The following is a 22,912-nucleotide window of genomic DNA, read 5'->3' as shown; positions in this document are numbered from 1 at the left end:
TTATTTTAGATCTTTTAGCACAGACCACATGGTTTCAGCCAAAAATTTATTTCCATTTTCATTTAAATGAACTCGGTCGGTGGTCAAGATTCCAGATTCCTTGTTCTCAGTATTGTTCGCTTGTTCATAAGCCAAAAATGCTTTTCTCAAGTCGATTAAGGTACAATTATTGTTCTTCGCAATTTTACGAATGATATCTGAATAACGGTTTAAATCTCCGTCGTTTTCATTGGTAGCATCATACCGCTCTCCAATGACGGTTGGAGTGCAAAGAACCACTTGACTACCAGACGCTTGAACTTTTTTGATAAGAGCATTGTAAAATTTTTCAAATTTATCCGCATCAGTTCCTGTTCTAGAGGATGTCTTATGCCAAACATCATTGATGCCAATATATATGACCGTGATATTGGGTTTTTTAGCAAGTAAATCATCTTCATGACGTAGGTACAAATCATAAATTTTGTTCCCTCCTATTCCTGCACCGATTAATTCATATTTGTCTGCAATCCCTTGGTTAGCCAACATACTCAGCATTTGAGTGATATACCCGGTTTTGGACACTCCAGCCTGAGTGATAGAATCACCAAAAAATACGATTCGAATAGGATTTGCTGGTGAAAATGAACTCAAAGAGACAAGTAAAAGAGCAATTGAAAATATGATTTTTCTTTTCATACGAATTTAGGTTAGTTGTTTAAATAGGTAAATCCTCCATCAATGGGATAATCACAACCCGTGATAAATGAGGCTTCATCTGAACATAAATATAATGCTAAAAAGGCTATTTCTTGTGGTTCTGCCATGCGTCCAATAGGTTGTGTTGCCGATAATTTGGCAAACATCTCTTCTTTTTTATCCGGGTAGTTTTTTGCAATAAATCCATCAACAAATGGTGTATGTACTCTTCCTGGCGAAATGCAATTACATCGGATGCCCTGCTTTACATAATCCTTAGCCACAGATTGAGTCATAGACCTGATAGCTCCTTTGGTCATGGAATATCCAAAACGATCAGGAATACCAACGGATGCTGCTACTGATGCCATATTGAGAATTACCCCATTAGATTTCGCTAACATGCTAGGAATAAACGCTTGTATACAATGAAATGCGCCTTTGACATTGACATCAAAAATAGCTTGAAAACCTTCTGAGGTGGTATTCTCTACATTTCCAATTTGTGCTATTCCAGCATTGTTAATCAAAATGTCTATATGACCAATTTGCCTAGAAATATTTTTCACCTCTTCCATATTTGCGATATTTACAATATGCAAAGAGGATTGGGGAGATATTTTTTTTAACTCTTTCTCTGTAGCTCGTGATGTTTCATTTTCTAGGTCTAGTAAATGAACCTCTGCTCCTTGCTGGGCAAACAGTAAGGAAATTGCTTTTCCTATTCCTGATCCCCCTCCAGTAATGACTGCTATTTTTTGTTGTAATGAGAATAACATACATCAATATTATAATGAAACTCCTCTTCTCCAGAACATGAAATCATCTTGCCCTAATTCCATGGCTTTTGTATTAATTTCGCCAGAAGCTAAACGTATGACATAATCTAAAATTTCTTCTCCCATTTCTTCTACGGTTTTTTCACCTGAAATAATTGGTCCACAATCGATATCAATGATTTCTGGTAGCTTTTCTGCTAAACGGGTGTTGGTAGATAATTTTACCATAGGACTAATAGGATTCCCTGTTGGTGTACCTAAACCTGTGGTAAATAATTGGACAGTAGCACCTGCCCCAGCCATACCTGTGGTAGCTAATACATCATTTCCAGGGGTGCAAACTAAATTCAAACCATTTTTTTTGGCATATTGACCATAGCCCAAGGCATCCACTATGGGTGAAGTTCCAGCTTTTTTAGCTGCTCCTGCAGATTTTATCGCATCGGTTATCAAGCCATCCTTAATATTTCCTGGTGAAGGATTCATATCAAAGCCAGCACCCACAGCTTCGGCTCTTTTGGCATACTCACGCATGAGTTTGCCAAAATTATCAGCTACAGTGGCATTGATGGATCTATTTTGTAATTCTTGTTCTACCCCACATAACTCGGGAAATTCTGCAATCATGACGGTTCCTCCTAAGGCTACTAATAAGTCAGCAGTGTGACCAATTGCAGGGTTGGCGGAAATTCCTGAAAAGCCATCTGAACCACCACATTTTACACCAAGACGTAGCTTAGATAATGGGGCATCTTCTCTTCTGATTTGATTGATTTCCACCAATCCTTGGAAAGTTTTTAGAATAACTTTACTTAACAAATTTTCTACGCCACTACCTTCATCCTGTTGTTGTTCGAAAAAATGAATAGGCTTGGAAAAATTGGGGTCAATAGCTTTTAAGCATTGCTTAAAGGTTTCTATTTGAGAATGTTGGCAACCCAGACTCAAGACGGTAATACCACCTACATTGGGATTGACACAATATCCTGCCAATAAGGCGCAAAGCATTTCTGAATCATCTTTACTCTCTCCACAGCCACTTTCATGTCTTAAAAATTTAATGCCATCAACGTTGGGGAAAGAGGTAGATTTTTGAAGTAATTCACCTTGGAAGGACTTTTTAATCTCACTAGTTTTTAATTCACTCCCACTTTCAAATTGCTTCTTTAATTCGATAACCTGATCTGTAAATGGGTCATTTTTTTGAAATCCTAAACCTTTAATAAAGGCATTTTTAAGTAGCTCGATATTTCTATTTTCGCAAAATACCAGCGGAATCACTAACCAGTAGTTCTGAGTACCCACCTGCCCGTCTGGACGATGATAGCCCCTAAATGTGGTATTTTTCCATCGCTCTACATTTGGAGCTTCCCACTCATATTCTTTTTGTTTTCCCAAGAAATCTTGTGAGGCATGATGTAAATTAAAAGTATGAATGAGGCCACCTTGAGGAATATTTTGTGAGGCCACTCCTACTAAAACACCATACATGGTAGCCGTTTCTCCTTTAGGAATAGCATGAGTAGTAAATTTATGTTTAGCAGCAATATCTTCTTGTAAGGTAATTTTTTGACCTAGATGTTCTATAATAGTTCCAGCTTTTAAATCTTTTAGAGCAACGAGTAAATTATCTTTTGGATGTATATGTAAATAAGAACGGGACATTAAAATAGCATTAATTATAGTTTAAAAATTCGTTTGGTTAACACCCATTTTTGACCTTTGGAGGTCCCGGGTATTACTTGTTGAAATTGACTCATTAATTGTTCCCATTCCTGAACTTTTGAATTTGAGGCGTCCATCATTTGCTTTTTTTCAAAACTAAAATGGTCATGGGCAACAATCTCCATGACTAATCGGTTTTCAAAGCGAAAAATCTCCATGGATTCAATTCCAGAGGCACGAATACTTTCCGCAATATGTGCGGGGATGTTTTTGTGATAGTTTTCATAGGTTTCAATAAGTTTAGATTCATTTTTTAAGTCGAGAATCAGCATAAATCGTTGCATATCCCTAGACTTTTTGGATTTTAAATCCTTGGTACGCGTAAAATACGATAAACAAAAAGCAAGCAAGAGGTATACTTAATGCTAAGGAAGGTCCTATTTTAAATAAATATGCAGTAAATGGAGGAATAACGGCTCCACCCACAATAGACATAATAATTAACGAGGATGCCAGCTTAGATCCTTCCCCCAAATCTTTACATGCTAGCGCAAAGATAGTAGGAAACATGATGGATTGGAAAAAATATACCATCATTAATGCAATTACCGATAATATTCCTCCACCTAACATGGCGATTATAATGGACAGTACCGATCCAATGGCATAAATTCCTAATACACGATTGGATTCAAATTTGCCCATGAAATAGGTACCTATAAATCGACCTACCATGAAGAGTATAAAAGCAAAAGAGGCATGAAAACTCGCAATTTGTGTAGGAGTCATGCTCGACGAAGTTTGATAGATTTGCTCTACAATCCATAAATTAGAATCTCGAGCAAAATCTAATTTAAAGTCAACAAAATTTCCCCAAAGTGATACCTGAGCTCCTATATTACAAAATTGTGCAATGACGCCAAGACGTAAATGTTTATGCTTTAATAAACTGATTATACTGACATTGCCTGTATATGATTTACTTTCTCCCGCTGCCTTCACTTCCGGCATTTTGGTAATAGCAAATAAAATGGCAACCAAGGCAACAACCAATCCGATGATTAAATATGGACCTTGTACCGATGCAGCTTGGTGTACACGAATAGCCTCTGCTTCCAACTTAGGTAGGCTTTGAAGATAATCTCGGGTATATTCTTGATCTGAAAAAATAAATAAACCACCAATGACAGGTCCTAAAATAGTACTGATTCCATTGAATGATTGAGCTAAATTAAGTCGAAAATCACCTTTTTTAGGATCTCCTAATACAGTAACATACAAATTGGCGGCAGTTTCCAAAAATGCAATGCCACTAGCTATTAAAAATAAGGCTCCTAAAAAAAAACTATATTCTCTGACCGAGGCTGCTGGATAAAATAAGAAAGCCCCAGCGGCATATAAAATGAGTCCCATGAGGATACCCATTTTATAACCAAGCTTTTTCATGACCATACCAGCAGGAATTGCCATGACAAAATAACCCATGTAAAAGGCGGTTTCAACTATATTGGCTTGCCAACGTTGTAAGTCTAAAGCTATTTGAAACTGTTTAACTAAGGTGCCATTAAGACTGTTGGCTAAACCCCACAAAAAAAATAAGCTAGTAACTAAAATAAAAGGAACTAAATAATTAGTATTGTCTTTGCTTTGACTTAATTCCAATTGATCATCTGTATTTAGAGGTAATGCCATGTATTCACTTTAGAGTTAAAAGAGTTTAGTTGGCTTAATTTACCCTCTTTTTTTATTTTTTTTCAGATTTTTGCTCAATATTTTCATGTAAAATGTTAAAAAAATTCAAACTTTTTTCCTGCAATTGAGTTTAAGGTAAATTTCTTTAAATTTATTGTATCATTTAAATACATTTTTGTATATCTGTTTTTCTACTTTCAATTTTATATCACCTATTCAAATGCGTGTTATTTTACTTTTCTTTTCTTTTTTGGGTATCATTTTAACTAGCCAAGCCCAACAAATATCACCTCTTGCTCCACTTCCCTCTTCCAAACAATTGAAATGGCAAGCCATGGAGTATTATGGTTTTGTTCATTTCAATATGAACACATTCACCAACGTGGAATGGGGGGAGGGAAAAGAGGCTCCAAATAACTTTAATCCTTCTGCTCTGGATTGTCGGCAATGGGCTCGAATAGCCAAAGCTTCTGGTATGAAGGGATTGATACTGACTGCCAAACACCATGATGGATTTGCCTTATATCCATCCAAATTTACTAGTCATACCGTGGCAAAATCTCCGTGGAAAAATGGAAAAGGAGATGTAGTCAAAGAATTAGCCAATGCTTGTAAGGAATATGGTTTAAAAATGGGAATTTATCTTTCTCCATGGGATCGTTTTCATCCTGCTTATGGTACAGATGAATACAACAAGATTTATGCTAAAATGCAAAAAGAGTTATTAACGCAATATGGTCCTATTTTTGAATTTTGGTACGATGGGGCGAATGGTGAAGGTCCTAATGGTAAAAAGCAAGTATATGATTGGCCTCTTTTTCATTCTATGGTAAATAAGTATCAGCCAGATGCCGTTCAATTTTCCGATAATGGTCCTGATATCCGTTGGGTAGGCAATGAAAGAGGCTATAACTATGAAACCTCTTGGTCTCCATTTAATAAGGACGAGATATATCCTGGATTTCCAAATTTTGATAAGTATCGAAATGGGCAAGAAAATGGTAGTCATTGGGTTGCTCCCGAGGTAGATGTTTCAATTAGACCAGGCTGGTATTACCATCCTAATGAGGATAATAAAGTAAAAAGTCCTGACTCACTCATGAAAATCTATGTGGCTTCTGTGGGCAGAAATGCTAATTTACTATTGAATATACCCGTGGATACACGAGGATTAATTCATCCAAATGATTCTGCTGCAATGATAGGTTTCGCGGATCTTAGAAAGAAAGGATTAATTAATTTGATTAATCCGACAAATAGCGTCATTCGAGTTAGTTCTACGCACAATTCCAATTATTCCTCTAAGTTATTGACAGATAAATCCATTAATACGGCTTGGGCACCAGAATCTAATGACAAGCGAGCCTATATTGATTTGATGTTTAATAAAGCTGTCAGAGCTAATGCTTTTATGCTTCAAGAACCTATTACATTAGGTCAAAGAATTAAAGCTTTCTCCATAGAAATTACCCTTGAATCAGGTGAAAAGTTGACTTTAAATGGCAAAACAATAGGATATAAAAGAATGATTACCTTTCCTGAAAAAATGGTAAAACAAATTCGGGTATTTTTGGAAGACTCCAGAGCGCAACCTCTAATTTCTAATCTTGAACTATACCGAATTATTTCAACACGTAACGAATCGCTTTTCCACTAAAAGTGTATCCAGTCGCGTATTGGGTGCTATATACTTGATATTTTACATCCATCAGGGCGCTTGCCCCCATTTCAGTAGCTTTTTCCACCATTTGACTTAATAATTCTTGTTTCTTAAGTTGGTGGTTTCCGCGGTTGAGCATTTTGCCATTGACAGTTTGCTTGTCTTCTAAAGGAACTTCCCCCGAGATACTAACCAAATCTATTACCTCGTATGATTGTTTAGGATTTTCATTGAAATAAAATACTTCAATGGCATATTTAACAGGAATTTCAAATCCCAAACCATCATGACGGTCTACTCCACCATCTTTGAAATTAGGGGAATAGTATGTAGATGGTTTGACGTTTTTAGAGCAAGCTGCTAATGAAAATAGTAAAGCTAGGCTGAATAATTTAAATAGTTTCTGAATCATAGATTAAGATTCTGTCCCAATACTGAGCACAGTTTTTGATAAATTCTAAGTGGATAGGAGCTGTTTGATAATAATCATGTCCAGCTTCTCCTTCAAAAGTGGTCAAAAGGCAATAATCATAGGAGCGATCAATCACTGGTCTTTCTGTTTTGGCAGGTTTTCCTACGTTGAAATCTTTAATACTTTCAATTTGAGCGAGGGACTTCACCCCTATTTCAAATGCTTGAATTTCCTGCTCACTTAAACCTTTTTTTAGCCAAAAATTTACTACGTGTACAAACATATCTTAATTAAATATTTTCTCTTGTTTCATGATACGAGATAATTTAACTCCCAATTCATCGGAAGCTTCTGCCAAAGGCATTCTTACTTGGGCTTGAATCAATCCTTTAATTGCTAAAATTTTCTTAACACCTACGGGATTACCTTCTTCATATAAATATGGATCTATGGCTAAGAAACTTCCCAACGATTTTCTCGCCTCTGCAAAATTACCTTCTAAAGCCGCATGAATCATATCGGAGAATTGTTGAGGAAATGCATTAGCAATAACAGACATAACTCCTACTCCCCCAATGGATATGATAGGAACTGCTTGTACATCATCCCCAGAAATTAACAAGAAATCTGATGGCTTATGCGCAGCTATTTCCATACACTGCTCTATTACACATGACGCTTCCTTAACGCCAATTATATTCGGGTGCTCAGCTAATGTTAAAATGGTTGAAGGACTTAAATTTATGCCTGTTCTTCCAGGGATATTGTATAAAATTACAGGCACTGGGGAGGCATCCGCAACGGCACGGTAATGTTGTATAACTCCACGGGCACTGGGTTTATTATAATAGGGACAAACCGATAAAATGGCATCAATCCCATCAAAAGACGTTTGCTTTATTTGCTTTAATAAACTCTCTGTATTATTTCCACCTAACCCATATACAATGGGCAAATTTCTTTCATTGGATTCTTGAACAGTGGCTATGATTTTTTTCTTTTCATCAGCTGTAGTGGTGACAGATTCTCCCGTTGTTCCTTGGACAACCAAATAATCCACACCTCCATTCGATACATACTGAACCAATTCTGCCAATGCTTTCCAATCAATCGTTCGATCAGTCTGCATAGGTGTGATAAGGGCTGGTGCTACCCCATAAAATTTAGGTAATGTGTGCATACGCTAGTTGAGCAGAGCTAGAAACTCTTCCTCGGTGATAATTTTTATAGATAATGAATTTGCCTTTTCTAATTTGGCAGGACCCATGTTTTCGCCGGCAACTAAATAATCTAGTTTGGATGAAATACTGGAAACTACCTTACCTCCATGGGCGATAATTTTGTCTTTTAACTCTTCTCTTTCGAAGTTTTTAAACACCCCCGAAATTACAAAACTTTTTCCTAGTAAGGCTTCTCCCTCCAGAACTATTTCTTTAATTTCTTCAGATAGCTGAACGCCTGCTTCTTTTAAACGCTCTAATTGTTGGATATTATCCGCATCATCAAAATATTCTTTTAGACTATTAGCAATTCTTTCTCCGATTTCGGGTACTGCAATTAATTCTTCCAAAGTAGCTTTTTGTAGTTTTTCAATGGAATGAAATTGCTGTACCAATTTTTCCGCAATAGTAGCCCCCACATGTCGAATTCCAAGGCCAAATAAAACTTGTCGGAAGGCAACGCTTTTTGATTTTTCTATGGAAGTCAAAATGTTGGAAATGGATTTACTTTGAAATCCTTCCAATCCTTGAAAGGATTGCTCATTTAATTGATATAAATCCGAAATGTGATGAATAATGCCCTTTTCTACTAACAGGTCGATCGTTTCAACGCCCAAATTCTCAATATTTAAGGCCTTTCTCTGAATGAAATGCTCTATTTTCCCTTTAATCTGCGGTGGACATTTTTTTTCATTCAAGCAATAATGATTGGCCTCACCTTCTTGTCGAACTAGTGTACTACCACAGGCTGGGCATTGCTCGGGGAAAATAAATGCTTGTGTATTTTCTTTACGCTTACTCAAGTTGACTGAGGTAATTTTTGGTATAATCTCACCTCCTTTTTCAACGAATACTGTGTCATGTTTTCGTAAATCCAAACGATCCATTTCATTGGCGTTGTGCACCGAGGCTCTCTTGACCATAGTGCCAGCCAAATAAACAGGTGTTAAATTAGCCACCGGAGTTACATTTCCGGTTCGTCCAACTTGATAACTAATGCTGAGAATCTCAGTTTCCGCAATTTCTGAAGGATATTTATAAGCTATGGCCCAGCGTGGAGATTTTGCCGTAAATCCTAACCTATTTTGTTGTTCATAGTCATTGACTTTGATAACGATACCATCCGTATTGAGTGGTAATTCATTTCTTTTATCCTTCCAACTGTGAATATATTCTAAAACCTCGTCGATGGATTTACATTTTTTCCAAGTTGGAGATACTGGAAAATCGGCCTGATTCAAGGCAATTAAACTTTCCTCATGAGTTTGAAATGGATTTTCATCCCCTACCATGGCATATATATAGCAAGCCATATTTCTTCTCGCAACCTCAGCAGAGTCTTGCATTTTGAATGTACCAGAAGCCGCGTTTCTTGGATTAGCGAGAGGTGCCTCTCCTTGTTTTAACTTTTGCTCATTTATGGCTTCAAAGGAAGAAAGAGGCATATAACCTTCCCCTCTCAATTCAAATTCTCTAGGAAAAATGGAAGAATTTAATCGGAGTGGTAAATGCTTGATTGTTTTGATATTATTTGTAATGTCATCCCCTCGTGTTCCATCTCCTCGAGTGACACCTTTGATAAGTTGTCCATTTTCATACCAAAAGGATAAGGCAACTCCATCAAATTTAAGTTCACAGATGTATTCATAATCCTCACCCTCCAACCCTTTTGCCACTCGATCGTCAAAATCCCTTAATTCCTGCTCACTGTAGGTATTTCCCAAGGAAAGCATAGGATAGCGATGTTTAACACTTTTAAATTGTTTAGTAATGGTTCCTCCCACACGTTGAGTAGGGCTATCAGGATACGCGAAAAGAGGGTTTTCACTTTCTAACTTTTGAAGTTCTGCCAATAGATTATCAAATTCTTGATCTGAAATAAGGCTTTCATTGTGTTGATAATAGGCCTCATTGTACCGATTAATTTGAAGGATTAATTCATCCATTCTTTTTTTGACATCCATGAATCTAATTTTATTCCTTAAAGTTAAATGGAAAGCCTTAACAAATAAACCTTAGCGAATAATTTTCGTACCTTTGCTAGATGGAAAAGTTAATCATTGCCCCTTCTATTTTAGCCGCAAATTTTGCTGAGCTTGGTTCTGAAATCGATATGTTAAATGCATCGGCAGCCGAGTGGATTCACGTGGATGTCATGGATGGGATGTTTGTTCCTAATATTTCTTTTGGTTTTCCAGTGTTAGAAGCAGTTAAAAAAAGAGCTTCCAAAGTACTGGATGTGCATTTAATGATAGAAAAACCTGAAAGGTATTTGGAGGCTTTTGCTAAATCGGGCGCACAAGTTTTAACTGTTCACTATGAGGCTTGTCCACATTTACATCGTACGGTACAACAAATTAAAGATTTAGGCTGTTTAGCTGGAGTTGCTATAAATCCATCTACTCCTGTACATGTTTTGGAAGATATTATTCATGATATAGATTTGGTCTTAATTATGTCCGTTAATCCTGGTTTTGGGGGTCAAAAGTTCATCTCTAATGCCATTAAAAAAACCAAAGAAGTGGCCGAATTAGCCAAGTCCAAAGGCTTGGGTAAATTGAAAATAGAAATAGATGGCGGTGTTTCATTAACAAATGCCTCTGAATTGATTAATGTAGGTGCTAATGTATTAGTCGCTGGAAATTTCGTTTTTTCTTCACCTAATCCCCAAGAGACTATTGCCCATTTGTTAGAACTTGGAAATTAAGATTCATGAAGTTGAAAATCCGTTTTTTACTTGGAATTCTCTTTAGTTTGCTTGTTTTTAGCTCCCATGCTCAGCGGGTTCGATGGGCCAGTAAAGTCATTTCAGTTTCTAGCGAATATTCGGATCCACTCTTAGGTTTAGAATACAGAGCACTTCATATTTTAGGTAAACCTAGTAAATATCCTACTTTCAACAATAGTCCTAGCGCCTGGCAGTCTTTAACTCCGGACAATCCTGCGGGAGAATATATAATTGTAGGATTTGATAGTGTTTCTGTTATTAGGCAAGTAGCCATTTTTGAAAATTTTGGGGCAGGCTCTATTGTTCGCGTGGATGGTCTGGATGAAAATAATAAATTGATATTATTGAAGGAATTTAGTCCTGGATATGCGACTAGATCTGCACAGGTTACCAGCTTTAATTTGCCCAATCTTACCGTTCCTTTGAGAGCTATTAAAATTTCCATGAATTCGGAACGAGTTAAAGGATATTCTCAAATAGATGCCGTGGGTATTTCGGATTCTGATGTTCCTATTGTAGAGAGCTTGAGGCTAAATAAAGATGCCAACGCTTATTCATTCAAAGAAAATTTAGGCAAAGAAATTAATTCACCTTACAATGAGATTTGTCCAGTCATTAGTCCTGATGGCAAAAAGCTCTATTTTACTCGTTGGAAACATCCATCCAACATGGGCAAAAATAAAAATCAAGACATTTGGGTTTCCAATTGGCAATCCGATACCAAAACTTGGTCTAAAGCCGAGTTATTTCCTGAACCTATCAATAACGATGAAAACAATGCTGTTTGTGGGATCTCTCCCAACGGTAAAACGATGCTCTTGAATAATGTTTATCGCAATGATGGTCAAATGGAGAAGGGTGTTTCCATGTCATTTTTGTTGAGAACTGGTGATTGGAGTTTTCCTAAAGCTTTGAGGATATTGAATTTTAAAAACAAATCGGAGTTTTCTGAATATTCATTAGCACCGAATGGAAAGATTTTGGTGATGACCACTGAAATGAAAGATTCTTATGGGGGTAAGGATATATATGTGTCATTTTGGAAGAATGACGATACCTGGACTGAACCCAAAAATATTGGACAAGTAGTTAATACCGGAGAATCTGAGTCGACTCCATTTATTGCTCCTGACGGAGTTACTATGTATTTTTCCTCCAGTGGTCACGTAGGATATGGTAATAATGATATTTTCTTAACTCGTCGACTGGATGATACTTGGCTAAATTGGTCCGAGCCAGAAAATTTAGGGCCCATTGTGAATACAGCACAATGGGATGGTTATTTTTCGGTAGCCGCACAAGGTGATTATGCTTATTTTAGTTCGGTTGAAAACTCCTTGGGTGCGGAAGATATTTATCGAATTAAGATTCCTGAAAAAGCTAAACCTTTGACCTTAATTCAAGTAGCTGGCCAAATTATAAATCAAGATACACAAGAGGCTCTTGCGGGTAAAATTTTAGTTAAATCTGTTTCTGGGACAGACTCGCTTCTAGTAGATTATGACCCTTACTTGGGGGATTATAGTTTTATGTGGCCCGCCAAAAAAGCCTTTACTATGCAGGTAGTTAAGGATGGTTACATTTGTAGGGTTGAAAAAATGGATTACACCTATGAGCGTTCCTACAAAGTTATTCAAAAGAACTTATTCATTATTCCCATTCAACTCAATAAACAGTATCAGATTCCTAATATAAATTTTGATCAAAGTAAAGCTGAGCTTTCATCTAGTTCTTATGAAGAATTGGATAAAATTGTGACGATATTAAAGGACAATACTAGTTTTAAGCTACTTTTGGAGGGGCATACCGACAATCAAGGTGATTGGAATGAAAACATGAAGCTTTCATTAGAAAGAGTTGAAAATGTTAAAGCTTATATTGTTTCCAAAGGGATAAGTCCTAATAGAATTCGGGTCAAAGGTTGGGGAGGAACCAAGCCATTGGCAAGTAATATGAGTGAGGAACGAAGAAAGTTAAATCGAAGGGTAGAATTTACGCTTCAAGGAGATTAATGAACACTAAACCTACGAAATACTTTTCTCAACTTAATGGAATTCGCTTTATAGCGGTGTTATTAGTATTGATGGACCACTGGTTGATACCTATTATACCATTTCCTTTAGGACATTTAGGTGTAGTCATTTTTTTTGTATTAAGTGGTTTTTTGATTACACGTATTTTATTCCATAGTGCAGATGAAATAGCAGATAAAGGTCATTCCCCTTGGGCTAAGATTAAACTTTTTATCGTACGTCGATCTCTACGTATTTTCCCAATATATTTTTTGATATTGATCGTTGGTTGGGTGTTTAACATATCTCACTTTACACATGTGTGGAAATGGTTGTTATTCTATTTACCTGATTTTTATATCATGTGGAATAGGCAGTGGATTGGAGTTTGGGATCATCTTTGGTCATTGGCTGTGGAGGAACAATATTATTTAATTTTTCCATACTTCATTATTTTCTTACCTAGAAAGTACTTTCGAAAGCTATTTCCATGGATGATTGCCCTTGGTTTATGTTCCAGGTTATTTTTCTATCTATTTGTTAGTCATGAATTTAAGCAGTCTGCCTGGATGTGGTCTTATGTAAATCCATTAAGTGCCATTGATAGTTTTGGCTTGGGAGGCTTATTGGCCTATTTTTATCATTACCAATCAGACATCTATGCTCAAATTGTGAAACTTAAATATCCCTTGTACATTTCCATCTTTGCATTCTTTTTAGTCTTATGGTTTTCTCATTTATCAACATATACATATGACAATTTTTGGTTTGTGGTAATGGAACGAAGTGTGGCTGCAATCTTTTCTTTCTTTTTAATTGCAGAGGCAGTCGCAGAAAGAAGGCACATATTGGGTAGGATATTATCGCATTCTTGGATTGAATACATGGGTAAAATTTCCTACGGACTATATTTATATCACAATTTTGTGTACAATTATTACCATCAAGAAGGAAATACTATCTGGTGGGCTATTTCTAAATATATGCCCTCATTTCAAACAAATTTCCTTAATTTTATAGGATTGAAATTTTTCATCAACCTAATTATATTACTATTTATAGCTAGTGTATCATGGTTTCTTATTGAGAAGCCGATCAATAGTTTCAAGGATAAACTAAAATAAATATGAGTTTGGAATTAGTGGTAGTGATACCCGCATATAACGAAGAGGAGTGTATTCAGCAAGTAGTAGCGCATTGGATCAATGGTATTTCTACTTACGTGAGCCAGGACAAATTTAAATTACTCATCATTAATGATGGTTCCAGAGACCGTACGGGAGCTATTTTAGATGAAATTTCAGGTATCTACCCTAATTTGATTGCCAAGCATCAGATAAATGGTGGCCATGGCAATGCGGTGGTGAATGGATACCGTATGGCCGTTGAGATGAATCCTACATATGTGTTTCAAACAGATTCTGATGATCAGTTTGATGTGAAAGATTTTGGTAATTTTTGGGAAAAAAGAAATCAATCCGATTTTATTTTAGGTTATCGTAAAGTGAGACATGATGACCCATTTCGTTTAGTTATAACGCGTATTTTAAAGTATTCCTTACTGTTTATCTATGGAACATACATAGATGATGCTAATATTCCTTTCCGCTTATTTAAAACGAGCTTTTTAAAGAAATTGCTTCAGGCATTACCAGCACGTACTCCATTCGCACCTAATATTTTCCTATCAGTGTTGTCCAAAAAATCTGGTCAAAACCTCTTTAATATTCCTGTGACCCATCGTGAAAGAGAAACCGGTGAAGTTTCCATACGGCATTTTAAATTATTAAAAGTTTGTTGGCAAAGTTTTGTGGAGCTATTAGCATTTAGATGGGATTTAAATCGTTTAGTCAAAGAAATTAATCAAGGGAAATGAAATACAAATATGTAATCCTAGGTGGAGGGCCCACAGGTCTGGGTGCTGCTTATCGCTTAAAGGAATTAGGAATTACTGATTTTATCGTACTTGAAAAGGAAAACTTTGTGGGTGGTTTGGCCACCAGTTTTGTAGACGAGCAAGGTTTTACATGGGATGTGGGAGGACACGTTCAATTTTCCCATTATCAATACTTCGATGATTTAATGAAATTGGCATTAGGGGAAGATGGATGGTATACGCATCAAAGAGAATCTTGGGTGTGGATTCGCAATCGTTTTGTACCCTATCCTTTTCAAAATAACTTAGGTTATTTGCCCAAGGAAGAACAATGGCAATGTTTGCAAGGACTTATTGAATTGTATAAAAAAGGTCCCTCTACGAAGTTGGCCAATTTTAAAGAATGGATATTAAATACCTGCGGACAAGGTATTGCTGACTTATTTATGTTTCCATATAATTTCAAGGTTTGGGCTTACCCTCCTGAAATGATGAATGCTAACTGGGTGGGAGAACGTGTAGCGGTTAGTGACTTAGGTAGAATCGTTGAAAATATATTATTTGAAAAGGATGATCTTTCTTGGGGGCCCAATAATTTATTTCAATTCCCTAAAACGGGTGGTACAGGTTCTATCTGGAAGGCTGTGGGTCAAATGATAGGAGAAAAATATTTCCGACTTAATTCCGTAGTAAAATCAGTTCATTTAGCCGATCACCAGATTGTCTTGGAGGATGGAGAGACAATTGAATATGAGCATGTGATGAATACCATTCCATTGGATGTCTTTACTCAGAAATGTCAAGATTTATCCAAGGATATAGTCAATACTGCTCAAGGTCTTAAACATAGTAGTACCCATGTGATTGGTATTGGATTGAAAGGTAAACCTGTGGAGCGTTTAGCTAAAAAATGTTGGATGTATTTTCCTGAAAGTAATAGTCCATATTACCGAATTACTGTATTCTCTAATTATAGCCCTAATAACGTTCCAGATCCAGATACACAATGGTCATTGATGGCTGAAGTAAGTGAATCAGAACTGAAACCTGTGAATAGAGAAACTTTAGTTAAAGATACCATTAAGGCCATGATAGAAGATGGATTAATTGAATCGGAAGATCAAGTGATTTCGAAATTCTACTTTTCGACATCTTATGGATACCCAACTCCTTCCGTGGAAAGAGATGGTATTTTGAAGGAAGTACTTCCAGTGCTGGAAAATCAAGATGTATATAGTAGAGGGAGATTTGGGGCTTGGAAATATGAAGTTTCCAACCAAGATCACTCGATGATGCAAGGAGTAGAATGGGCCAATCGCATGGTACATCAAGTACCCGAATTGACCCTTCCCTTCCCGAACACGGCTAATGCTATGTGGGGTAAATAAATTTTACCCTACAATAAGACGATTAGGCTTTTGAAGATCGCTGTTAGGCGAATTGCATCCATGATGCGCGCTTCAGTAGCGCCGTGGTTAATTACGGATTGTTCGTGAGATTTTACACACATCTCACATCCATTGATAGCGGAAACTGTTAAACTGGCTAATTCAAAAAATTCTTTGCCCAATACAGGATTCATCATGATGGACATTCTAATTCCTGCTGGTGCGGTGTTGTAGAATTCTTTGCCTACAAAATGCTTGAAACGATAAAACACGTTATTGGCATTTAGTAAAGAAGTCAGGGCATGAATTTCATTGATTTCAGCATCTGTTGCTCCCTTGGTCTTAGCCAATTCAGTTAAGGAATTGATGGTTATTTCATGCTTTTGATTAACAGAAACAGCCAAAGCTAATAATACCGCTTCTTTCTCTGTTAACGTAGCATACTTTAACGCATTAGATACATTTATTTTCAAGTCCTTGATGTAACGACTGTCAGTTGCATCTAATTGATCTAACAATGGGAATTGACTAGTGGTAGGTAAATTTAATTCTGCTAAAAGATTATCTCTAGTTTCGCTCATGGTCATTTTGTTAAAAAGCCCCAAATGAATGGGGCTTTAGTGGATATTATAATGTGGCGTCTCCAGCTTTCCAGTTACATGGGCAAAGCTCGTCTGTTTGTAATGCATCCAATACACGTAATACTTCATCTACGTTACGACCTACTGATAAATCATTAGCACTTACCCAACGAATGATACCATCTTGATCTGCGATATAAGTTACACGGTAAGCTACTTTCTCATCTTCTGTTAAAATTCCAAGCTCCTCAGCTAAGCTCTTCGAAGTATCTGCTAACATTGGAAATTTCAATCCGCGTAAATCATCGTGATCTCTTCTCCAAGCAGCGTGTACGAACTCAGAATCTGTAGAAGCACCAATCAACATGGCATCACGGTCAGCAAAATCACCTGCACGACGGTTGAATTCAGCAATCTCAGTTGGACAAACGAATGTGAAATCTTTTGGCCACCAGAACATCACCATCCACTTACCATCTTTTTTGTGATCTTCGGCAGTGATTGTTGCAAACTCTTTATCTTTTTCTAATGACACTACTGCTTTTTTTTCAAATGCTGGAAATTTACTTCCCAAACCTAACATGTGTGTAGACATAATTTTATTTGTTTCGTTTAAATGATGTGCAAATTTCGATAAGAAATAACTATCAAGCAAATCTATATTTATTATATTTGTATAACAAAAAACTATAATAAATGACAATCACTCAATTAGAATACATTGTGGCTTTAGATGATCTAAAAAGTTTTTCAAAGGCTGCTGATTTTTGTTGCGTTACTCAGCCAAGTTTGAGTATGCAGGTTCAAAAATTAGAGGCGGAATTAAATATTGTATTGTTTAACCGTAAAGAAAAACCCTTAAAGGCTACCTTGCAAGGTCAAGAAATTATACGACAAGCAAGAGTGATTTTAAAAGAAACTGCGACATTGAAAGAATTGTCAAAAGGCTGGAGTAATCAAGTGGCAGGTAATGTTAGTATTGGGGTGATTCCAACTATTGCTCCCTATTTGATGCCTCGATTTTTATCTGGTTTTCAACAAAAATTCCCTGATTTACATTTGAATATCTCCGAAACAACTACGGCTAATATCGTAAAAGAAATTAAAGAGGGGAAGTTAGATATAGGTATATTGGTGACTCCCTTGGGAGATCAATTGGTGGAGAAGCATTTATATTACGAAGAGCTTTACCTTTACTCCAATTACCGAATGGACTCTGAAAAGATTTGTCAAACTTTGGAACCCTCTAGTCTTTGGTTATTAGAAGAAGGGCATTGTTTGAGCAGTCAGATTAATTCCATTTGTAATTTGAAAGCGGGCCAGAATTTGGGATCAAAAATTACCTACCAAACAGGTAGTTTAGAGACTATTGTTAGAATTGCAGAAGATGCTGGAGGACAAACCATTATTCCTGAGATGCTTTATGATTTTCTAGATCCTCAAAAGCAGGATCAAGTATTTTCTTTTCCCTATCCAAAACCGGTGCGTGAGGTTTCACTGGTTTATTCTCCCAGTTATGCTAGAAAGGGAATTATACAAGCGCTTCATAGTGAAATACTTTCCGTAGTTCCAGAATCTTGGCGCGAATTAAATGAGCGAAATATTATTCCGATTTAAGAACCTTAGGATTGATTTTGTGCAATTTAGCCATGTAAATCAGGCTCAAAAGGAATACTAGCGCCAATACCAAAATACCTAACCGCATATTTCCAGTCAACTGAATCAATAGTCCAAATATAAAAGTACCTATTACTGTAGATGCTCGGTCGCACACATCAAAAAAGCTAAAATAGGATGCTGTATCATGCTCATTTTCAGGACATAACTTGGCGTATGTTGCTCGGGAGTTCGACTGGATCCCCCCCATGACAAAACCTATTGCTGTGGCCAATAAGTAGAAATGAAAGGTCTCTTGAACGAAATAGGCTGAACAACAAACAAAAATCCAAAAGATGATAATGACACGAATGGCATTAACATTACCTATTTTTTTGGACAAATAAGCGCAGACATAGGCCCCTGGGATAGCTACTAATTGAATCAGTAAAATGGTGATAATGAGTGATTCAGAAGGTAAGTGTAATTCTTGGCTACCGAACAAAGCTCCCAATAACATGACGGTTTGAGAACCCATGTTGTACAAGAAAAAGCCCAATAAAAAATACTTAATGGATGGAATATGGGTGATTTCATGAAAAACCTTTTTGATTTCTTTGAATCCACCCAACCACCATTGAGGGTGATCTTTTTCCTTTTTGCTAGATTTAGGAAGGTATATAAATGGGATCTGAGCAAATAAAAACCACCAAACTCCTACGGTTAAAAAGGATATTCTTGATGCCATTTCAACGGATATACCTCCATACCAATTAGGCATTAAAATCATGCTTAAATTTTGGAGTAAGAGTATTACACTTCCAATATATCCCAAAGAGAACCCTTTGGCACTTAATTGATCGAACCGGTCAGGACTTGCAATTTCTGGTAAAAATGAATTGTAAAATACTAGGCTCCCTCCCCATCCTATGATAGAAAAAAGAAAACCTAGAGAGCCTAAAACGTATTCTCCTTTGGTAAATAAATACAAGAGCATACAACTAAAGGCTCCTAAATAACAGAAGAACCGCATGAAGCTCTTTTTGCTACCAGTGTAATCTGCTATACCTGAAAGAAATGGCATGCAAATAGCCAATACCAAATAAGCAAATGAAATAATGTAAGAATAAACTACAGTGTTTAGCAATGAAAAACCTGATATTTCAATGATTTCTGGGTGCTTACTACCCATCATAATTGCTGCCACTGGGAAATAAATGGGAAAAATAGCTGAAACAATCGTTAGAGAATGCACAGAATTGGCCCAATCATAAAAGGCCCAAGCATTCATTGTTTTTTTGTTGTTTAAAGAATGTTCCATAGGTTAAAATAAGCCTAATTGTTCTCCAGTTCCCGTAATATCTTTTTGATCTGTTGGTAGATTTTTTATTTCAAACGGAATATCATCGTTCACCGAAGAATTCTCATTCTTTATTTCAGTAGAATTTTCTTCACTCATTTCAGAATCACCCTGCAGATTTTTTATAATAAATTCAGGCTCCTCCTGCGGAGAATTGTTTGTCTCTTCATTATCCTCTTCATTTGGATTTTTCTCCTCAGTTTCAATAAATTGAACATCCGTCAGTTTAGGATAATTTAGTTTATTTCCGATGGCCTTCCACCCACGAACATCCACTAACTCTGATACAGGCACTAATTCTATTTGATTAGTTTTACCGTCAGCTTTGTGTTTAATCTGTACATTGGGAGCATAATTATCACTAGCGGCCAACAATTTTGATGCTTTGTGATCGGAAATAAATAAAAATTTCTTGTCTACGGTGGTTGTTTCTAATTTGAATCGTTTGATAAAGTGATTCTTGCTAGATCCATCCAAATAAACGGCAGATATGATACTATTTGGTTGGTATTTCTTTAGGTGAAGTATCTCATCTGCGGTATAACGATTCGTTAATTCAAAATTAGTTAACTCGTAATTACCAGATTTGTACATGACCAAAATGCAATCTTTGGGTTCAAAATTTCCAATAAATTGACCATGTTCATCTCGGTTTAATCTTCCTACTGTAGCATCATACCAAATATCTACCCCGCCCAAGGTGGAAACTCCGGCCGATTTTTGAGTGATTTTTCTTACGGGATATTTGGTCAATACATTTCCCATCGACTCACGTCCCTTGATGGCTAGTTTGGCAAAATCGTAATCAAATTGCTTGTTCTTGGCAGTGCAATTTGCTGTCAAATTGATTTGTATCACTTCGGCCTCTCCATTTTCATTGGCTGAAAAATAGCTAATCTTCGACTTGGCATGATCGCTGACAATTTTATATTCCCTGTCTCGGGTAACGGATGTTACCTTAAATCTTTTAACAAAGGAGGTGCCTGTTTTTCCGTCAAAATAGACCAAGTTGTAAACTTTACGGTCATCATTCTTCTTAAATACAGAACAATATAAAATGTCTTTTCCTACGAATACTTTTTCCTGAACTTTAGTAACTACACAGGTTCCATTTTGTCGAAATACGATGATGTCGTCTATGTCTGAGCAATCCATAACATATTCGTCTTTTTTCAAACCATATCCAATAAAACCATCTGCCCTGTTGACATATAATTTTTGATTGGCTGCAGCCACTACAGTAGCAGAAATAGTGTTGAAATTCTGTATTTCAGTCCTACGCTCTCTACCCTTTCCGTATTTCTGTAATAGATTTTTGAAATAATTAATGGCATAAGTAATTAGATTAGCCAAATTATGCTCTACTTCAGCTAATTCCTCCTCTAGTCGTTTCATCGCCTCATCGGCCTTAAAAGCGTCATATTTAGAGATACGTTTGATACGGATTTCTAATAATCGTAAAATATCGTCTTCAACAATTTCCCTATAAAAATCTTTTTTGAAAGGTTCTAATCCTTTATCGACCATTTCAATCACCGATTCAAAGGTCTCACACTCTTCAATATCTCGATAAATACGATTTTCAATGAAAATTTTCTCCAAGGAACTGAATAAAATTCGTTCCATGAGTTCAGCTTTCCTAATTTCTAATTCTTGCTTCAGTAAATCAACAGTTTGATGAGTGCTAACTTTCAAAATATCAGTTATACCTACAAAATGTGGTTTTTCATCAATAATGACACATGCATTGGGTGAAATGGATATTTCACAATCCGTAAAAGCATATAATGCATCTATGGTAACATCAGGTGAAATACCAGGTGCTAATTGAATCTGAATCTCAACGTCCTTGGCCGTATTGTCAATCACTTTCTTGATTTTGATTTTCCCTGTATCATTGGCTTTAATGATGGAGTCGATGAGAGAAGTAGTCGTGGTGGAATATGGTATATCCTTGATTACCAGCGTTTTTTTGTCTAATTCTTCAATTTTTGCTCGAATTCTTATTTTTCCACCTCGAAGACCATCATTATAATTGGAAGCATCCAGAAGTCCGCCTGTTAGGAAATCGGGTAATAGCTCTACTTTCTTATTATTTAATAAATCAATCGATGCCTGTAGAATTTCACAGAAATTATGCGGCATAATTTTAGTGGCCAAACCTACGGCAATACCCTCTACACCTTGCGCTAATAATAGTGGGAATTTGATGGGTAAGGTAATCGGTTCTTTTTTTCGACCATCATAAGACAATTGCCATTTGGTCGTTTGATTGTTAAAAACTACATCATTGGCAAATTTGGATAAACGTACTTCTATGTAACGAGCAGCTGCGGCACTATCTCCCGTTCGCATGTCGCCCCAGTTTCCCTGGCAATCAAACAGTAATTCCTTTTGCCCCAAATTCACCATGGCATCAGTAATGGAGGCATCACCATGAGGGTGATATTGCATGGTTTGTCCAACTACATTCGCCACTTTATTAAAGCGACCGTCGTCCATCTCTCGTAGGGCATGAAGAATCCTTCTCTGTACGGGTTTTAATCCATCTGCTACAGCCGGAACAGCGCGTTCAAGAATGACATAAGAGGCATATTCTAAAAACCAATTTTCATACATTCCTGCCACTGCAATTTGATTTTGCAAACTGCCATCCAATGATTCGTCCATATAATCAATCTATCTATTTAATTCACCTTTTAAGTGAAACAATTGGTATAAAAATAATGCTGTAGCGCCCCAAATTATTTCTCCTTCAAATTCAAATTGTGGTGCCCAATAGGGTTTATTTTGAATTGTGAGTTGATGCGCTTTTAATTTAGACACATCCAGAAAATGCGATACAGGTATTTCAAAAATACGATTAATTTCTCTTTTATCTAAAACGTAATTTTGCTTTTCTTTCAGCACGGCATAATAGGGTTGTACCCAATAATTAGAAACCATCACCCAAACAGGTTCCAGAGCTTTTAATTCCTCATAAGGTACTTGTATACCTATCTCCTCCTTTACTTCTCTAATGGCAGTTTCCATCAAGTTCCTATCTGTCAATTCCATTTTACCACCTGGAAAGGCCATTTGTCCTGAATGGGCTCCATCATATTCATTTCTTTTAATGAGTAGAATGGTATCTTCCTGATTAGCATGTTGGTGAATGATGGCTAGTACAGCGGCTTGTCGAGCATTTTCTTTCACAGATTTCATTTGCATGAATTCTTGGTGCAAAGAGAAAATAGGTTCAAATAGTTCTTTCATCTATTTCTCT

Annotated in this window: 21 protein-coding genes; 7 read left to right on the top strand and 14 right to left on the bottom strand. The window is 36.6% G+C overall.

Going from position 1 to position 22,912, the window contains the following annotated elements:
• Genes ESB04_RS01175 through fucP form a run of 5 tightly spaced genes read right to left on the bottom strand, consistent with a single transcriptional unit; the run spans position 1 to position 4,814 of the window.
• Positions 1-678 (bottom strand): SGNH/GDSL hydrolase family protein, encoded by a 678-nt coding sequence (locus ESB04_RS01175; protein WP_129025404.1) that lies wholly within the window; start codon positions 676-678, stop codon positions 1-3.
• Between the two features lie 11 nt (positions 679-689).
• Positions 690-1,457 (bottom strand): SDR family NAD(P)-dependent oxidoreductase, encoded by a 768-nt coding sequence (locus tag ESB04_RS01170; RefSeq protein WP_129025402.1) that lies wholly within the window; start codon positions 1,455-1,457, stop codon positions 690-692.
• Between the two features lie 9 nt (positions 1,458-1,466).
• Entirely contained in the window at positions 1,467-3,122 is a 1,656-nt protein-coding gene (locus ESB04_RS01165) for a UxaA family hydrolase (protein WP_129025400.1), read from the bottom strand.
• 14 nt (positions 3,123-3,136) lie between these two features.
• Complete coding sequence (locus ESB04_RS01160) at positions 3,137-3,466, bottom strand: L-rhamnose mutarotase (RefSeq protein ID WP_129025398.1); 330 nt, start codon at positions 3,464-3,466, stop codon at positions 3,137-3,139.
• A 4-nt stretch (positions 3,467-3,470) separates the two neighbouring features.
• A complete protein-coding gene (fucP, locus tag ESB04_RS01155; RefSeq protein WP_129025396.1) occupies positions 3,471-4,814 on the bottom strand; it encodes an L-fucose:H+ symporter permease in 1,344 nt (447 codons plus the stop codon).
• Positions 4,815-5,034: 220 nt separating this feature from the next.
• Here fucP and ESB04_RS01150 point away from each other — a divergent pair, with 220 nt between their 5' ends.
• Positions 5,035-6,471, top strand: a complete 1,437-nt coding sequence (locus ESB04_RS01150; protein ID WP_129025393.1) for an alpha-L-fucosidase — start codon at positions 5,035-5,037, stop codon at positions 6,469-6,471.
• Here the strand turns inward: ESB04_RS01150 and ESB04_RS01145 are convergent.
• Genes ESB04_RS01145 through ligA form a run of 4 tightly spaced genes read right to left on the bottom strand, consistent with a single transcriptional unit; the run spans position 6,437 to position 10,070 of the window.
• Positions 6,437-6,886 carry a hypothetical protein gene (locus tag ESB04_RS01145; RefSeq protein WP_129025391.1) on the bottom strand — a complete coding sequence of 150 codons (450 nt, stop codon included), beginning with the start codon at positions 6,884-6,886 and terminating at the stop codon, positions 6,437-6,439. The genes ESB04_RS01150 and ESB04_RS01145 overlap by 35 nt on opposite strands.
• Positions 6,867-7,169 (bottom strand): Dabb family protein, encoded by a 303-nt coding sequence (locus ESB04_RS01140; RefSeq protein ID WP_129025389.1) that lies wholly within the window; start codon positions 7,167-7,169, stop codon positions 6,867-6,869. Before ESB04_RS01140 ends, ESB04_RS01145 begins: the two co-directional genes overlap by 20 nt.
• 3 nt (positions 7,170-7,172) lie before the next feature.
• Positions 7,173-8,066, bottom strand: a complete 894-nt coding sequence (dapA, locus tag ESB04_RS01135) for a 4-hydroxy-tetrahydrodipicolinate synthase (protein WP_129025387.1) — start codon at positions 8,064-8,066, stop codon at positions 7,173-7,175.
• A 3-nt stretch (positions 8,067-8,069) separates the two neighbouring features.
• Positions 8,070-10,070 (bottom strand): NAD-dependent DNA ligase LigA, encoded by a 2,001-nt coding sequence (gene ligA / locus ESB04_RS01130; RefSeq protein WP_129025385.1) that lies wholly within the window; start codon positions 10,068-10,070, stop codon positions 8,070-8,072.
• A gap of 80 nt (positions 10,071-10,150) precedes the next feature.
• Here ligA and rpe point away from each other — a divergent pair, with 80 nt between their 5' ends.
• From rpe to ESB04_RS01105, 5 genes are read left to right on the top strand one after another with little or no spacing between them, the layout of a single operon-like run.
• Complete coding sequence (gene rpe, locus ESB04_RS01125) at positions 10,151-10,813, top strand: ribulose-phosphate 3-epimerase (protein ID WP_129025383.1); 663 nt, start codon at positions 10,151-10,153, stop codon at positions 10,811-10,813.
• 5 nt (positions 10,814-10,818) lie between these two features.
• Positions 10,819-12,846, top strand: a complete 2,028-nt coding sequence (locus ESB04_RS01120; protein ID WP_129025381.1) for an OmpA family protein — start codon at positions 10,819-10,821, stop codon at positions 12,844-12,846.
• A complete protein-coding gene (locus ESB04_RS01115) occupies positions 12,846-13,970 on the top strand; it encodes an acyltransferase family protein (protein WP_129025379.1) in 1,125 nt (374 codons plus the stop codon). Before ESB04_RS01120 ends, ESB04_RS01115 begins: the two co-directional genes overlap by 1 nt.
• A 2-nt stretch (positions 13,971-13,972) precedes the next feature.
• Positions 13,973-14,722, top strand: a complete 750-nt coding sequence (locus ESB04_RS01110; RefSeq protein WP_129025377.1) for a glycosyltransferase family 2 protein — start codon at positions 13,973-13,975, stop codon at positions 14,720-14,722.
• Entirely contained in the window at positions 14,719-16,110 is a 1,392-nt protein-coding gene (locus ESB04_RS01105) for a protoporphyrinogen/coproporphyrinogen oxidase (protein WP_129025375.1), read from the top strand. The genes ESB04_RS01110 and ESB04_RS01105 overlap by 4 nt, the downstream gene beginning before the upstream one ends.
• A gap of 8 nt (positions 16,111-16,118) precedes the next feature.
• On the opposite strand, the gene ESB04_RS01100 is transcribed toward ESB04_RS01105, so the two are convergent.
• Complete coding sequence (locus tag ESB04_RS01100; protein ID WP_129025373.1) at positions 16,119-16,691, bottom strand: carboxymuconolactone decarboxylase family protein; 573 nt, start codon at positions 16,689-16,691, stop codon at positions 16,119-16,121.
• 46 nt (positions 16,692-16,737) lie between these two features.
• Complete coding sequence (locus ESB04_RS01095; protein ID WP_129025371.1) at positions 16,738-17,286, bottom strand: peroxiredoxin; 549 nt, start codon at positions 17,284-17,286, stop codon at positions 16,738-16,740.
• A 101-nt stretch (positions 17,287-17,387) separates the two neighbouring features.
• On the opposite strand from ESB04_RS01095, the gene ESB04_RS01090 reads away from it, so the two are divergent.
• Complete coding sequence (locus ESB04_RS01090; RefSeq protein ID WP_129025370.1) at positions 17,388-18,308, top strand: hydrogen peroxide-inducible genes activator; 921 nt, start codon at positions 17,388-17,390, stop codon at positions 18,306-18,308.
• On the opposite strand, the gene ESB04_RS01085 is transcribed toward ESB04_RS01090, so the two are convergent.
• From ESB04_RS01085 to ESB04_RS01075, 3 genes are read right to left on the bottom strand one after another with little or no spacing between them, the layout of a single operon-like run.
• On the bottom strand, positions 18,295-19,608 hold the full coding sequence (locus ESB04_RS01085) for an MFS transporter (protein WP_164969564.1): 1,314 nt from the start codon (positions 19,606-19,608) through the stop codon (positions 18,295-18,297). The genes ESB04_RS01090 and ESB04_RS01085 overlap by 14 nt on opposite strands.
• A 3-nt stretch (positions 19,609-19,611) precedes the next feature.
• A complete protein-coding gene (locus tag ESB04_RS01080) occupies positions 19,612-22,317 on the bottom strand; it encodes a DNA gyrase/topoisomerase IV subunit A (RefSeq protein WP_129025368.1) in 2,706 nt (901 codons plus the stop codon).
• A 9-nt stretch (positions 22,318-22,326) separates the two neighbouring features.
• Complete coding sequence (locus ESB04_RS01075; RefSeq protein WP_129025366.1) at positions 22,327-22,902, bottom strand: NUDIX hydrolase; 576 nt, start codon at positions 22,900-22,902, stop codon at positions 22,327-22,329.
• Positions 22,903-22,912: the final 10 nt, after the last annotated feature.

It is taken from the genome of Aquirufa rosea, from assembly GCF_004118285.1.
In the GTDB taxonomy this organism is placed as follows: Bacteria; Bacteroidota; Bacteroidia; order Cytophagales; family Spirosomataceae; genus Aquirufa; species Aquirufa rosea.
Note: the sequence above shows the minus strand (reverse complement) of the source record. Positions and strands in the feature narration are given on the sequence as shown.